General features: G+C 43.7%; 13 protein-coding genes. 8 read left to right on the top strand and 5 right to left on the bottom strand.

The window, feature by feature from the left end:
* Nucleotides 1–3: 3 nt before the first annotated feature.
* The gene (gene hpf / locus ABJF92_RS06500) at nt 4–396 is read left to right on the top strand and encodes a ribosome hibernation-promoting factor, HPF/YfiA family (protein WP_446814997.1); all 393 of its coding nucleotides are present in this window, start codon (nt 4–6) and stop codon (nt 394–396) included.
* Nucleotides 397–551: 155 nt separating this feature from the next.
* Here the strand turns inward: hpf and ABJF92_RS06495 are convergent, their stop codons facing one another.
* Together ABJF92_RS06495 and ABJF92_RS06490 are read right to left on the bottom strand one after the other, a co-directional pair.
* The gene (locus tag ABJF92_RS06495; RefSeq protein ID WP_446814996.1) at nt 552–3,353 is read right to left on the bottom strand and encodes a bifunctional aconitate hydratase 2/2-methylisocitrate dehydratase; all 2,802 of its coding nucleotides are present in this window, start codon (nt 3,351–3,353) and stop codon (nt 552–554) included.
* Between the two features lie 181 nt (nt 3,354–3,534).
* Nucleotides 3,535–5,295 carry an SUMF1/EgtB/PvdO family nonheme iron enzyme gene (locus ABJF92_RS06490; RefSeq protein WP_446814995.1) on the bottom strand — a complete coding sequence of 587 codons (1,761 nt, stop codon included), beginning with the start codon at nt 5,293–5,295 and terminating at the stop codon, nt 3,535–3,537.
* An 89-nt stretch (nt 5,296–5,384) separates the two neighbouring features.
* Here ABJF92_RS06490 and miaE point away from each other — a divergent pair, with 89 nt between their 5' ends.
* Nucleotides 5,385–6,005 carry a tRNA isopentenyl-2-thiomethyl-A-37 hydroxylase MiaE gene (miaE, locus tag ABJF92_RS06485; RefSeq protein WP_446814994.1) on the top strand — a complete coding sequence of 207 codons (621 nt, stop codon included), beginning with the start codon at nt 5,385–5,387 and terminating at the stop codon, nt 6,003–6,005.
* Nucleotides 6,006–6,088: 83 nt separating this feature from the next.
* Nucleotides 6,089–6,403 carry a hypothetical protein gene (locus ABJF92_RS06480; RefSeq protein WP_446814993.1) on the top strand — a complete coding sequence of 105 codons (315 nt, stop codon included), beginning with the start codon at nt 6,089–6,091 and terminating at the stop codon, nt 6,401–6,403.
* Between the two features lie 38 nt (nt 6,404–6,441).
* Here the strand turns inward: ABJF92_RS06480 and ABJF92_RS06475 are convergent, their stop codons facing one another.
* The 3 genes from ABJF92_RS06475 to queC all read right to left on the bottom strand — a co-directional run bounded on the left by ABJF92_RS06475 (nt 6,442) and on the right by queC (nt 8,513).
* The gene (locus ABJF92_RS06475) at nt 6,442–7,215 is read right to left on the bottom strand and encodes a UDP-2,3-diacylglucosamine diphosphatase (RefSeq protein WP_446814992.1); all 774 of its coding nucleotides are present in this window, start codon (nt 7,213–7,215) and stop codon (nt 6,442–6,444) included.
* Entirely contained in the window at nt 7,212–7,718 is a 507-nt protein-coding gene (locus ABJF92_RS06470) for a peptidylprolyl isomerase (RefSeq protein WP_446814991.1), read from the bottom strand. Before ABJF92_RS06470 ends, ABJF92_RS06475 begins: the two co-directional genes overlap by 4 nt.
* 132 nt (nt 7,719–7,850) lie before the next feature.
* Nucleotides 7,851–8,513 carry a 7-cyano-7-deazaguanine synthase QueC gene (gene queC / locus ABJF92_RS06465; protein ID WP_446814990.1) on the bottom strand — a complete coding sequence of 221 codons (663 nt, stop codon included), beginning with the start codon at nt 8,511–8,513 and terminating at the stop codon, nt 7,851–7,853.
* A 129-nt stretch (nt 8,514–8,642) separates the two neighbouring features.
* On the opposite strand from queC, the gene ABJF92_RS06460 reads away from it, so the two are divergent.
* From ABJF92_RS06460 to cysS, 5 genes are all read left to right on the top strand, one after another.
* Entirely contained in the window at nt 8,643–9,572 is a 930-nt protein-coding gene (locus tag ABJF92_RS06460; protein ID WP_446814989.1) for a bifunctional helix-turn-helix transcriptional regulator/GNAT family N-acetyltransferase, read from the top strand.
* A 7-nt stretch (nt 9,573–9,579) separates the two neighbouring features.
* The gene (locus ABJF92_RS06455; protein WP_446814988.1) at nt 9,580–10,305 is read left to right on the top strand and encodes an AzlC family ABC transporter permease; all 726 of its coding nucleotides are present in this window, start codon (nt 9,580–9,582) and stop codon (nt 10,303–10,305) included.
* A complete protein-coding gene (locus ABJF92_RS06450) occupies nt 10,305–10,631 on the top strand; it encodes an AzlD domain-containing protein (protein ID WP_446814987.1) in 327 nt (108 codons plus the stop codon). The genes ABJF92_RS06455 and ABJF92_RS06450 overlap by 1 nt, the downstream gene beginning before the upstream one ends.
* A gap of 117 nt (nt 10,632–10,748) precedes the next feature.
* Nucleotides 10,749–12,422 carry a glutamine--tRNA ligase/YqeY domain fusion protein gene (locus ABJF92_RS06445; RefSeq protein WP_446814986.1) on the top strand — a complete coding sequence of 558 codons (1,674 nt, stop codon included), beginning with the start codon at nt 10,749–10,751 and terminating at the stop codon, nt 12,420–12,422.
* A gap of 2 nt (nt 12,423–12,424) precedes the next feature.
* Nucleotides 12,425–13,807: a cysteine--tRNA ligase gene (gene cysS, locus ABJF92_RS06440; protein WP_446814985.1), complete on the top strand. Its 1,383-nt coding sequence runs from the start codon at nt 12,425–12,427 to the stop codon at nt 13,805–13,807.
* The last annotated feature ends 15 nt before the right edge of the window (nt 13,808–13,822 follow it).

The raw sequence follows: 13,822 nt of genomic DNA, 5'->3' as shown, positions 1-13,822 counted from the left end.
TCTATGTATACATTGAATATTAGTGGTCACCACGTTCAATCAGGTGAAGAAGTTCAAGAATTGGTTAAAGAAAAAATGGATCATTTGGCGCGTATCAATAACCAAATTACCAGCATCAAAGTGATTCTTAATACCGAAAAACATGAAATTCATGAACTAATAGTAGAAGCCAGTGTGCACATTCCTGGTCATGACCTTTTTGCCACCGTTAAAACGGATAAACAACTTAAGCCTGCCCTAGACCTCTTGGTAGGAAAACTCGAAAAACAGTTAATTAAATATAAAGCTAAGCATACAGGACGCCAACATCATATTAATGCTCACGATGTAGAAAGTGCGGATGAGCGACAGCAGCAAGCCGAATTTAACGCCTTGGTTGAGCGTGAAGTGATTTAACGGTTTAAAACATTAACTGATAAAGCCTCGTTTAGCGGGGCTTTTTTGTGTCTGTTTGAATGTCAAAATTTGGGCAATAAAAAACCGCTGATCCAAAATGCTTAGCATTTTTTCACAGCGGTTTTGTCATTCGTTAGTGTTGTTTAATTTTTGACTTAAACGTTGCTAACAGGAATGAATTCAACGGGTGCTGTTGTCATTTCTTCCGCTGGTGGCGCGAAATCAGTCAGGTTGATACCTGCTACAGAAGCCTTGTACTCTTCTAAAGTAGGGAAGCGGCCTAGAACAGAAGAAAGTACAACAAGAGGTGTTGAGCCTAGTAGAGACTCACCTTTCTTCTCTGTCGTATCGGCAACAACGCGGCCTTGGAATAAGCGTGTAGAGGTTGCAATAACGGTGTCACCAGGTTCTGCTTTCTCTTGGTTACCCATACATAGGTTACAGCCAGGGCGTTCTAGGTATAGGATGTTTTCGTATTTAGTACGAGCTTCGCCTTTTGGTTTAGCATCATCAAATTCGAAACCAGCGTATTTCTTAAGGATTTCCCAATCGCCTTCAGCTTTCAACTCATCAACGATGTTGTAAGTTGGTGGCGCAACAACAAGAGGGGCTTTAAAGCTAACTTCGCCATTCTGAGCTTCAAGGTTGCGAAGCATAGAAGCGATAATTTGCATGTCACCTTTGTGAACCATACAAGAACCAACGAAACCAAGATCAACAGGTTTGTTCTCATAGAAAGAAACCTGACGGATAACATCGTGGGTGTAACGCTTAGAAACGTCGTCGTTGTTAACATCTGGATCGGCAATCATTGGTTCAACGATTTCGTCAAGGTCAACCACAACTTCTGCGTAGTATTTGGCATTGTTGTCTGGTGCAAGCGCTGGTTGCTCACCAGATTGGATGCCAGCAATACGCTTATCAGCAAGCTTGATTAGGCCGTGAAGTGTTTGTGCTTCGTTTTCCATGCCTTTATCAATCATGATTTGAATGCGTTTTTTCGCAAGTTCAAGGGATTGAACTAGGGTGTCGTCCTGAGAAATACAGATAGAAGCTTTCGCTTTCATTTCTGCAGTCCAGTCAGTGAACGTGAAGGCTTGGTCAGCAAGCAAAGTACCAATGTGTACTTCGATTACGCGGCCTTGGAAAACGTTCTCGCCACCGAATTTCTTGAGCATCTGAGCTTGAGTTGCGTGTACCACATCACGGAAGTCCATGTGGCTCTGCATTTCACCTTTAAAGGTTACTTTTACAGACTCAGGGATAGGCATAGTTGCTTCACCTGTTGCCAGTGCCAAGGCTACAGTACCGGAGTCAGCACCGAATGCGACACCTTTAGACATACGAGTGTGAGAGTCACCACCAATGATGATAGCGGTATCGTCAACCGTGATGTCGTTCAATACTTTATGGATTACGTCTGTCATTGGCGGGTAAACGCCTTTTGGATCACGAGCAGTAATCAAACCAAACTTGTTCATGAAAGACATAAGTTTTGGAATGTTAGCTTGTGCTTTTGAGTCCCATACAGAAGCTGTGTGACAGCCTGATTGGTAAGCACCGTCAACACTTGGGGAAATCACAGTGGCTGCCATAGACTCAAGTTCTTGAGAGGTCATCAAGCCTGTTGTATCTTGTGAGCCAACAATGTTTACCTTAACGCGAACGTCGGAGCCTGAGTGTAGAGCTTTCTTAGAGGTAACGCCTACAGCATTTTTGTTGAAGATTTTTTCAACAGCCGTTAGGCCTTGGTCATCGTTAGAGATCTCTTTCGCTGGCGCGAATACCGCAGGCATTTCAGTGCCAAGTGTTTCGGCAGCAAAAGTTTGTAGTTTCTTACCGAATACCACGGCGTAAGAACCACCCGCTTTCATGAACTCTACTTGTTGTGGTGTGAAGGCAGAAGATATATCTACTAGTGCTTCGCTACCTTTATAAAGCTTTTTCTCTTTAGTGTTGATGGTAAGTACTGTACCTGTTTCAACAGAGTAAGCTTGTTCTAGGATAGTATCGCCATTCGCATCAACCATTGGTTTGCCAGCTGAGTCTAATTTTTTCACCCAGTTTTTAAGGTCAAGACCAATACCACCTGTTACACCTACTGTTGTTAAGAAGATAGGTGAGATGCCGTTAGTACCCGCAACAATCGGTGCAAAGTTAACAAATGGAATGTAAGGACTAGCTTGTTTGCCTGCCCAAAGTGCTACGTTGTTCACACCAGACATACGAGAAGAACCCACGCCCATTGTGCCTTTTTCGGCAATCAACATAACTTTAGCGTTAGGGTGTTTAGCTTGTAGCGCTTTAATTTCGTCCTGAGCTTCAGGAGAAATCATGCACTTACCATGTAGTTCACGGTCAGAACGAGAGTGAGCTTGGTTACCTGGAGACAGTAAGTCTGTAGAAATATCACCTTCGGCAGCGATGTAGGTAACAACTTCAATTTCTTCTTCAATATCAGGAAGCTTGGTGAAAAATTCAGCTTTTGCGTAGCTTTCTAAGATATCTGTTGCAATAGCGCTACCGGCTTTATAAGCAGCTTCTAAGCGCTCCATGTCGGCTTCGTACAAGAACACCTGAGTTTTAAGAACTTCTGCAGCGGCTGCAGCAATTTGTGCGTCATCAGATAAAGCAAGGTCTAGCAATACTTTAACAGAAGGGCCACCTTTCATGTGTGAAAGAAGCTCTAGGGCGAACGTTGGTGTAATTTCAGCAACCACTTCATCGCCTTGGGCAATTTCTTTTAGAAATTGTGCTTTGGCATCAGCGGCGCTGGTAGTACCAGGTAAAGTGTTGTAAATGAAAAAGTTCAAAGACGCTTCGCGGTGTTCATTTTGAGTGTCTTTAATTTGAGCAATGATTTCAGCTAGTAGGTCGCTGCTGTCGATCGGCTTAGGATGTAATCCTTCTAATTTTCGATCTTCTATTTCTTGTAGGTATGCAGTATACAGGCTCATTTTCACCTCTGAATATTGGTTGCTATATCAGTAAAAATTACTGATAAGTTAATGCAGTAGGCGGATTTTAAGGTCCGTCTAATCGAGAATCATTCATTTAGTTAGTGCTATTTTATAGAAAAATAGCACTAAAAGCTTATGGTGCATCATAACAATTTCGAATAGGTGACATTTAGTGGAATTATTCCGTTTTAGGGTTTTCCACATTTTCGTGAATAATACGAACCACACGGAAGCCCCAATTACTGGCTCTTAATTCGGGGTTGGCTCTGTATCGTGTTGAGCTACGACCGACTCTGGGAATATCAAACCATGACCCACCGCGGATAACACGACTGTCACATTGGTCTGAAAGCCACACCTGATTATCAGTGGGGGCGCCATCATAAGAATTGTGGTAGCAATCCTCTATCCATTCGGCCACATTACCATGCATGTCATATAAGCCAAGAGGGTTGCTTGCTTGGCTACCCACAGGAGCACTTGAAAGTCCGTCCCACTGGCTTCCACAGCTGTCACAGACGCTATAACCAGGCTTAACATTTTCCCCATACCAGTAAGAGGTATCGGAGTCCGCTCGAGCGGAGTATTCCCATTCAACTTCGGTTGGCAGGCGGTATTCTTGCCCAGTTTGCTCAGAAATCCATAAGGCATAAGCTTTCGCATCGTGCCAATTAACATTCACGACAGGGCGTTTTCCGCGACCCCAGCCGTTATCTGGGGGTAACGTTCTACCAGTGGCCTTAGCGAATTGATCATACTGATCAAAGGTGACTTCATATTTACCAAAGTAAAACCCTTTCGGAATGTCAACAGTATGAACGGGGCGCTCGTTGTCGTCACCAATCCTTTGCTGATCTCCCATTTGAAATACAGTCGGGGCGATTTTCTCAACCTTAGGGGCTTTGCCGCCCACTTTCAGTGGCTCTTCTAAGGTTTGGGGTAAGGCTTCGAAAATCTCTTCTGCCGTTTTTTCTTCAGGTTTTGGTTCAATCACTAAAGGAGTCGTCGGAGCTGGGTTTTCATCCTCTGGCCAAAAACTGGCGGCCACGACGGTTAATGTCACTAATATACCTGCTGGTATAAGTATTTTAGGCGTTAAGCGACGGGATATCTGTCTGGTGATTGGTCGCTTGCGGGGTGTATTGGTTGGGGCTGGTTTGAAAAGGTTGGCCCGGAGCATCTGCATAACTTCTGTCAGAGATTTAGGCCTATGTCTTTCTTGTGGGCGACTCCACTTAATTAGTTTGCTCCATGTTTGATCACTTAAAGTTGGGTGATTGTCTTGTAAGGCGGCAGGGAGCTCTTTATCAAGAATGGATTCACCACATAAAGCTGCGATCAATAAGCGCATAAAAGTGTATCGGTCAGCGGCTGGTCCGCGTTTTTGGTCTTTCTTTTTGAACTCGGGTGGAAATAGCCTAGGATCCATTTCATCTTTAGAAATGCGATCCATCCAATGATGGGCGCCAAAGCCAGTCATAACCCCTGTGCCATTAACAACGTGAATGGCGTTTAAATCCAAATGTCCATGGGATAAGTTTTTCTCGTGAACTTTATCTAACGCCTTGGCAATATTGTCAAATAGACTGATGACGACATTGAGCGGGGCGCCATCTGGGTATTTGCCAAGAAAGCTATTGAGATTCTCACCACCACACACAGCAGCACAAGAAAATACCCATAAATTTGAATAGAAAGGTGGGTAGCTTGGGGTAATGGCAGGGTGTTTGATGCCTGCATACTTTCTGGCATTTTGGAGGAAATCTTCTACTTTGCCCTTATTGGTTTGAAAGAAACGCAACACAAAAGGCCGCCCGCCTTGGTCTGCTACCCAGGTAGTTTTACTGTCATTTGCTGGGTAGTTGAGTACATAGGGGTCCAGCTCAACACCGACATGCTGACTGATTTTTAGCTTTTGTGGATCGTAGTATTCATTCATCAGAAATTTGATATCCAAAACAAGACGTTGGTGCCTAAAAGGTATAATAACGAGTATAATCAGCTTTTTTTAGAATAAAAGGTAGAATAATGTTATCTGCGTATCCTGAGCTCGTTAATTTCTTGCCATGCGAGTCCCCGAAAGCTTGGCTTAATTGGGCCCTTGAAAATCAATCATTGCTACTTAATGATCACGCGCATTGTGAGAAAAAGGCCGCAAGCACAGCGATGAGTCTCATGTACCGATATGTTGATAGAGATAATTTGCTGCATAAGATGTCTCGTTTGGCACGTGAAGAGCTATTGCACTTTGAACAAGTGCATAAACTTATGCGTAAGCGTGGCGTGGCATACGAGCATTTAACTGCATCACGTTATGCAGATGGCCTACGCAAGCATATTCGTACTCATGAGCCTGCACGTTTAGTAGACACCTTGATCATTGGCGCCTTTGTCGAGGCACGTTCATGTGAACGGTTTGCGGTTTTAGCACCTCATTTGGATGAAGAACTTTCAAAATTCTACCTTTCTCTGCTGAAATCCGAAGCACGTCACTTTGAAGATTACTTAGCGTTGGCAGAAGAATACGCCGGTGAGCCAATTGATGAACGCGTAGCTTTCTTTAGGGAGTTAGAAGGGAAGTTAATTACCGAGCCTGATGTGGAATTTCGTGTACACAGTGGGCCACCAGCTGAAGTTAGTTTGAGTTAGTGTTTTTTACCAGTGTATTTAGGTGTGTATCTCTAAAAGCCTGCTAGACTCATATTATCTACTCTTAAGTTGGAGGTGGTGATATGGGTATAGTAAACGGAGATAAGTTGTCTGATGTTACCTATTGGATGGCATTGGAAATTTCGAAAAGCCAATATGTGGTTGATTTGGATAGTATATATCGTGGATCACTGGAGCTGGATTATCTTTATCAATTATTAACCACCAAGGCGACCCTTTATTGGCGACAAAAACATGCGATCGAGCTGACCCCCGTTATGGTTAACAATGCTTTTTTTCGGGCGATTGGTATATTGCAGGAAAGACAGACGGAGTACGAACGTTCCCGCAATAAAAAAGAAACCAACTGGGTTAAAGCCTTATTACATTTAGATTGAGTAATGTGGCGGAGTGTGAGCAGAGCTTGTTCTCTGCATTACAGACGCAGTCTTTGTCTGTGTTGTTCAACCAACGCGTTCAATTGAGACGTTATAAACGATTCAACATCACACTTGCTTTGAATGAATTCATTTTCTTCTATACGCGCTAACCAAACACATTTATCCCAATCCCCTAAAACGCAGCGTATATGACTCGTTTCATTGTGGATTTCAGGGCGGTGGGTATGGCCATGTATCATGTTGTGGCATTGATGTTGGTGTAGAGACGCTTCCACAGCACTTTTTGTCACGTCCATTATTTCCATGTTTTTTTCGGCTGAATTGGTTTTGCTGTCATTGCGTAATTTAGCGGCAAGAGCCAGTCTTTGTTCAATGGGGAGGGAGAGGATCTGTTGTTGCCAAGCAGAAGAGCGCACCATGGATCGGAATGTTTGGTACTCTTTGTCATCAGTGCAATACTCATCCCCGTGAGCGAGTAGCAAGTTTAACTCAGAAATGGGGCTTTGTTCGCTGAGAGGTGAGGTACCCGTGCGATGGAACCATTCTTTACCGATTAAGAAATCTCGGTTGCCATGTAGAAAAAATACTTGCCAATTGGCCTGCTGTAATTTTTTGATGGCTTGCTCAATAGTGTCGTTCCATTCAGATTGAAAATCATCGCCGATCCAAGCGTCGTAAAAATCACCCAAGATATAGAGTTGTGCCGGTGGCTTGGTGTCTTTTAGTGACTGTGTCAGCAGAACAAATGCCCGGATAAGATCCGGGCGTTTGTCACTTAAATGCAAGTCGGATATGAAGTAACGAATCATTCCGCTTCGTTTTCGACCAATTCAGCACTTTCAATAATAACATCTTCAGCAGGCACATCTTGGTGGCCGCTTTTAACGGTTGTTTTCACTTCTTTGATTTTGTTTACTACGTCCATGCCCGCAGTCACTTTACCGAATACAGCATAGCCCCAGCCGTCAGTGGTTTTGCTGCGGTGGTTCAAAAAGCTGTTATCCGCTACGTTAATGAAAAACTGTGCTGACGCAGAATGAGGGTCCATGGTGCGAGCCATCGCTAATGTGCCCACTTCGTTTTTTAGGCCATTGTCTGCTTCGTTTTCTATAGCGGTTAGGGTTTCTTTTTGCTTCATGCCAGCTTCAAAGCCGCCGCCTTGAACCATAAAGCCATTAATCACACGGTGGAAAATAACACCGTCGTAAAAGCCAGATGTAACGTACTCTTCGAAGTTTTTCGCAGATTTAGGGGCTTTTTCGTAATCCAATTCAACGTGGATATCGCCGTGGTTTGTATGCAAAATGATCATTTTAAATTCCTGTATTTATTAAAAATAAACAATAAAGCCGTAAGCTTTTGGGCTGGCTACGCTGTTGTCGGGCATTTTATGTGTTTGTGCCTAATGATGCCAGCGTGATGGCAAAATTTCGTGCTGTTACTTTTATTGGGTTTCATAACGTAAAGGGTCTGTCGCACCTTGCTTGGCGAAGGCTTCAAGGCGTTCGTGGCAAGCACCACATTTACCACAGGCTCGCTCACGGCCGTTATAACAGGTCCAAGTGTGATTATAGTCAAGCTTCATTGCTATCCCTGCGGCTAATATTTCCCCTTTAGAGGAATGTAGGAAAGGGGTGACTATTTCTACAGATTGGTAATTGGCAATCTTCGATACAGCATTCATCGCATTGACAAATTCAGGTCGGCAATCTGGGTAAATATGATGATCACCTGCGTGGGCACCATAATAGACTTCACCCGCCTCTAGAGAAACGGCATAAGCGATCGCCATAGAAAGTAGTACCATGTTGCGATTGGGTACGACCGTAGACTTCATATTATCACTTTCATAGTGACCTTCAGGAATAGCTTCATCTCCAGTTAAAGATGAGCCTGCCATCAAGCTGTTAATACTAGTGATATCGACTACCTTGTGAGGGATGTTTAAGCTTTGGCAAACTTCGGCAGCGACAATCAATTCTTTGCTGTGCTTCTGCCCATAGTTAAAGGAAATGGCGAATACCTGTCGGTTTTGTTTCAGGGCGTGGTGTAAAACGGTGTAAGAGTCCATTCCGCCAGAATAGACAACAACAGCTTTGGGGTTCATGACAAGGGGTCCTACTGTGTAGCAAAAGCGCCATTGTAGCAGAATTAACGCCATTACAGTCTTGCTAAAAGGGGGGGGCTTGGTTAATATTCCAATATATGTAACTGGTTACCTATATTGAAGGGTTAAATGGAAGAATTTGGAGTTTTGTCCCTAGGGAGTCGCTTAAAACGTTTAAGTGACTATCTATTTCAAGAGGTGCAGGTCATTTACCATGATCAGCATGTGCCTGTGTCTTCGACGTATTTCCCAATTTTAAGGAGCTTGCAAAGCTCAGGGGCCATGTCTGTCATGGAGCTTGCTCATAGTTTGCAGTTGAGCCATCCGGCGATCAGCAAACAAACCAGTAAAATGCTTAAGGAGGGCTTGTTACTTAAAGACATGGATAAACAAGACCAGCGTCGTTTTGTGTTGAAATTGTCACCAAAAGCTGTGAAGACCATGGCGCAGCTTGAACCCATTTTGCAAGAAATGCAGTGGTTGTTGGAACAAACTTGCCAGCAACGTAGTGAACATTTTATGCAGGCGATCGAACATTTAGAACGTCAGGTTCATTGTGGTAGTTTTGCCACCAAGGTGCTGGAGCGTTTGGAGGGTTATCAGCTTGTACCCTATGATGGCGCTTACCAAGATGCCTTCTATCAGCTCAATATGGATTGGTTGCAGCGTTATTTTAGTGGGCAAATCGAAGAAGCCGATCATCAGCTACTTACTCGCCCTGAGCAAATGATATCTGCTGGTGGGGAAATATGGTTGGCCGTTAGTGAGCGGGGCAATTTGCTGGGGAGTTTGGTGTTAGGGCCGCCAGTAAACAAAATGATTAAATTGTCTAAGCTGGCGGTAGCGGCCCATTATCAGAAAAAGGGTTTGGGTCAGGCTTTTATTGATCTTAGTCAGCAGCGTGCCATTGGGCTTGGTGCCAAGAAACTTTGTTTGGAAACGGCTAGCTGCTTGCAGGCGGCGCGTCAGCTTTATGAGAAAAATGGCTTTGTGTTGATGCCAAAGACTTTACCGAGCGAGTATCGACGAGCAGATATGTATATGGAGAAACAGTGGTGATATCAATATGAAAGGTTTTACACAAATGCGCCTTGGTGCGATGACCTCAATCCCTATGTTGGTAGGGGGATTACCCTTTGGTATCTTGTTTGGATCGTTAGCTTCCGCTAACGATTTGAACGTTTGGTTTGCTGTTGCCATGTCGTCCATTGTTTTTGCAGGCTCTGCTCAGTTTGTCGCCATCGGTTTGATTTCCATTGGGGCGCCAATTTGGGTGATAGTTTCTACTACTTTTATTGTCAACCTCCGCCACCTTCTATATGCCGCTGATCTAGTGAAGTTTGTGAAGCATTTACCCTTTGGTTTAAGACTTTTTATGGGTTTTGGGTTAATTGATGAGACCTACGCTGCGGTGCGTCCTTTGTATCAATCAGGCCAAATTAATGAGCAAACTGGGCATTTTGCTTACATAGGCTCTTTTGTCTCATTTTACCTAATGTGGAATGGGGCCACCTTACTTGGTTTCATGAGTGGTGAATTGATTCCTGGTATGAGTGAGTGGGGGTTGGAATTTGCTATGGTGGCGACCTTCATCGGCATTATTACACCTCATTTGAAAAGGCGTCCCTTTGTTTTGGCTATGGTTGCCTCTGCTATGGCTTCCCTGGTTTTAAATGGGTTACCAAATAATCTTGGGCTTTTGTTATCCGCTTTGATTGGTGTGCTGGTTGGTTTTGTCGCTGACACACTTGTTGCGAAAACGCTGAATGTAAGTAAAAAGGGAGAGGCCTAATGTCAGTGTTGGATAGCGTATTTATAATTTTTGGGATGTTTATTGTCACTTTCGGTGTTCGCTTCGTTTTGTTTGCCAGAGCTCATAAAGTCGTAATGCCGGACTGGCTGGAGCGAGCGCTAAAGTTTGTACCAGTAGCCGTGCTAACGGCCATCATTACGCCAATGATCTTTGTTCTTAATGGACAGTTAACCTTGAGCTTAGCCAACCCTTGGCTATGGGGTGCTAGTGCGGCGTTTGCTATTGGGATTTGGCGGCAACAACAGTTGCTAACCATCTCTGTAGGGGTGTTGGTGTTTTTTCTTGGCAAATATCTTTTGCTTTAGAGGAAAGTTAGTGGAAAAAAGTGTCTGTCATTGTCCCTATGAAAGGGAAATCAGATATACTTGCTGGCTAAAGTAACAATACGGTTAGTCGAAAATTTATCAGGACTCACATCTATCATGTCAGAAACGTCAAAACCCGGTAACTTTATTACCCAAATTATTGATAAAGATAACGAATCAGGAAAGTACGACGGAGTTGTAATGACCCGTTTCCCACCTGAGCCAAATGGCTATTTACATATCGGCCATGCTAAATCTATCTGTTTGAACTTTGGTTTGGCGCAACGTTTTAATGGTCAATGTAACCTACGTTTTGACGACACTAATCCAGAAAAAGAAAGTGTTGAATACATCGAATCCATCAAACGTGACGTGGAATGGTTAGGTTTTGAGTGGAAAGATGAGCCTAAGTTTGCTTCAGACTATTTCGATCAATTATTTGATTTTGCGGTACAGCTTATCCAAGCAGGTAAAGCTTATGTTTGTGAATTAAACGCTGAACAAATGCGTGAGTATCGCGGCACATTAAAAGAGCCAGGCAAAAATAGCCCGTACCGTGATCGCAGTCCAGAAGAAAACCTTGCCATCTTCATGGATATGAAAGCGGGTAAGTATTCGGACGGTCAAGTGGTTCTTCGCGCTAAAATCGACATGGCAAGTCCTAACATTAACTTGCGTGATCCAATCATTTACCGCGTACGTCATGTGCATCATCATCAGACAGGGGATAAATGGTGTGTTTATCCTATGTATGACTTTACTCATTGTTTATCTGATGCCTTAGAGAACATTACTCACTCTGTCTGTACGCTTGAGTTTCAAGACCACCGTCCACTTTATGATTGGGTGCTTGAAACCTTGCAGACGGCACACCCTAAGCAGATTGAATTTGCTCGTTTGAACTTGAATTACACAGTGACCAGTAAACGTAAGCTGAAGCAGTTGGTTGACGAAAAACACGTAATTGGTTGGGATGATCCACGAATGCCAACCATTTCTGGCCTTCGACGCCGTGGTTACACTCCTACCTCTATTCGCAACTTCTGTGAGCGTATTGGTGTGACAAAATCCGACAGTGTGGTGGATATGGGTATGCTGGAGCATGCTATTCGAGAAGATTTAGATGCTAATGCTAATCGAGCTATGGCTGTTTTAAATCCTATTAAAGTGGTTTTGACCAATTATCCAGAAGACAAAGAAGAAATTTTCACTGTTAATAATCATCCTAAAAATGAAGATGCAGGCACTCGTGAAGTGCCATTTAGCAAAACTTTATATATAGATGAGGCAGATTTTGCCGAAGTGCCACCTCGTAAGTGGAAGCGTTTAACACTTGAGGGTGCAGTACGTTTACGTGGCGGCTATGTGATCATTTGTGATGAAGCCATCAAGGATGACGCCGGTAAAGTGGTTGAGTTGCGTTGTCGTTATGATGAAAACACCTTGGGAGTAAACCCTGAAGGCTACAAACCAAAAGGTGTTATTCATTGGGTTAGTGCTAAGCATGCCGTTGACGCGACTGTGAACCTTTATGATCGCTTATTTAATGAAGAAGCACCGGACGCTAACCATGAAGGTAAATCTTTCTTAGACTTCATTAACGCAGAGTCTTGGACTCAGATCACCAATGCCAAATTAGAGCCTTCTTTGTTGACTTCAGAGAATGGTCAAGGCTTCCAGTTTGAGCGTGAAGGCTACTTTTGTCGTGACCTAGAAGAGCAGGGTATGGTGTTTAATCGTACCGTTACACTACGTGATTCATGGGCAAAAATTGAGGCAAAAGGTAAGTAGGCATGTTGAAAGTTTATAATACGCTATCGGGTAAAAAAGAAGACTTTAAACCCATTGTTGAAGGCAAGGTCAGCATGTATGTGTGTGGTAACACAGTGTACGACTTTTGTCATATTGGTCATGCGCGCGCCATGATCTCCTTTGATATTATTTCGCGTTTTATTCGACACCTGGGTTATGACCTTAATTATGTGCGCAATATCACAGATGTTGACGATAAAATCATCAAGCGTGCCCAAGAAAATAACGAGAGTACTCAATCTTTAACTGAGCGAATGATTGCTGCCCAACGCGAAGATGAGCTTAAGTTGGGTAATAAAATGCCTGATCGAGAGCCTAAAGCCACGGAGTTCATGCAAGAAATTATCGACATGGTGCAAATCTTGATTGATAAAGGGTTTGCCTATCAAGGAACATCTGGTGATGTGTACTATCGTGCCAACAAATTCAAAGAATATGGAAAGCTAAATAACCGTAAACTTGATGAAATGCTGGCAGGCGCTCGTATTGATGTGGAGAGTGCGAAAGAACATCCAGCGGATTTTGTGCTGTGGAAACAAGCTAAACGGGACGAAGTGTCTTGGGCTTCTCCATGGGGGCAGGGGCGTCCGGGCTGGCATATTGAATGTTCCGCTATGTCGACCAGTTGCCTAGGCAGTCATTTTGATATTCACGGTGGTGGGCCGGATCTTAAATTCCCGCACCATGAAAATGAAATCGCTCAGTCTGAAGCGGCGACAGGAAAACAGTATGTAAATTACTGGATGCACTGTGGCGCGGTTCGGGTCAATAACGAAAAGATGTCTAAATCTTTAGGTAACTTCTTTACGGTACGTGATGTGCTAGAAAAGTTTAACCCTGAAGTGATTCGCTATTTAATGGTATCCAGCCAGTACCGTAGTGCTATTGATTACTCAGACCAAAGTTTACATGAAGCTAAAGTGGCTCTAGAACGTTTGTATACTGCTTTACGCAACCAGGTTGTGGCGGAGCGATATGAGGCGACTGATTACACTGAACGCTTTGAAACCGCCATGAAGGATGACTTTAATACTCCTGTGGCTGTCTCTGTTTTGTTTGAGTTGGTTCGAGAGCTGAATAAAGCAAAAACCGAGGATGCAGGTCTAGCTGAGAAATTAGCGGCAGAGCTCTTATCTCTGTCATCTTTACTCGGCTTGTTGTATCAAGATCCAGAGTATTTTTTGCAGAACTCTGTCATCAATGACGGTTTGGATGAAGTGGCAATACAGGCTTTAATCGATGAAAGAACTCAGGCCCGTAAAGATAAAAACTTTGCCCGCAGTGATGAGATACGTGATGAGTTGGCCGCTCAAGGTATAGAGCTGTTAGATAGTCGAGAGGGGACGAGTTGGACTCGTAACTGATAAAAAAGGCGATGT

Origin of the sequence: Marinomonas sp., assembly GCF_039940335.1 — a bacterium.
In the GTDB taxonomy this organism is placed as follows: Bacteria; Pseudomonadota; Gammaproteobacteria; order Pseudomonadales; family Marinomonadaceae; genus Marinomonas.
Note: the sequence above shows the minus strand (reverse complement) of the source record. Positions and strands in the feature narration are given on the sequence as shown.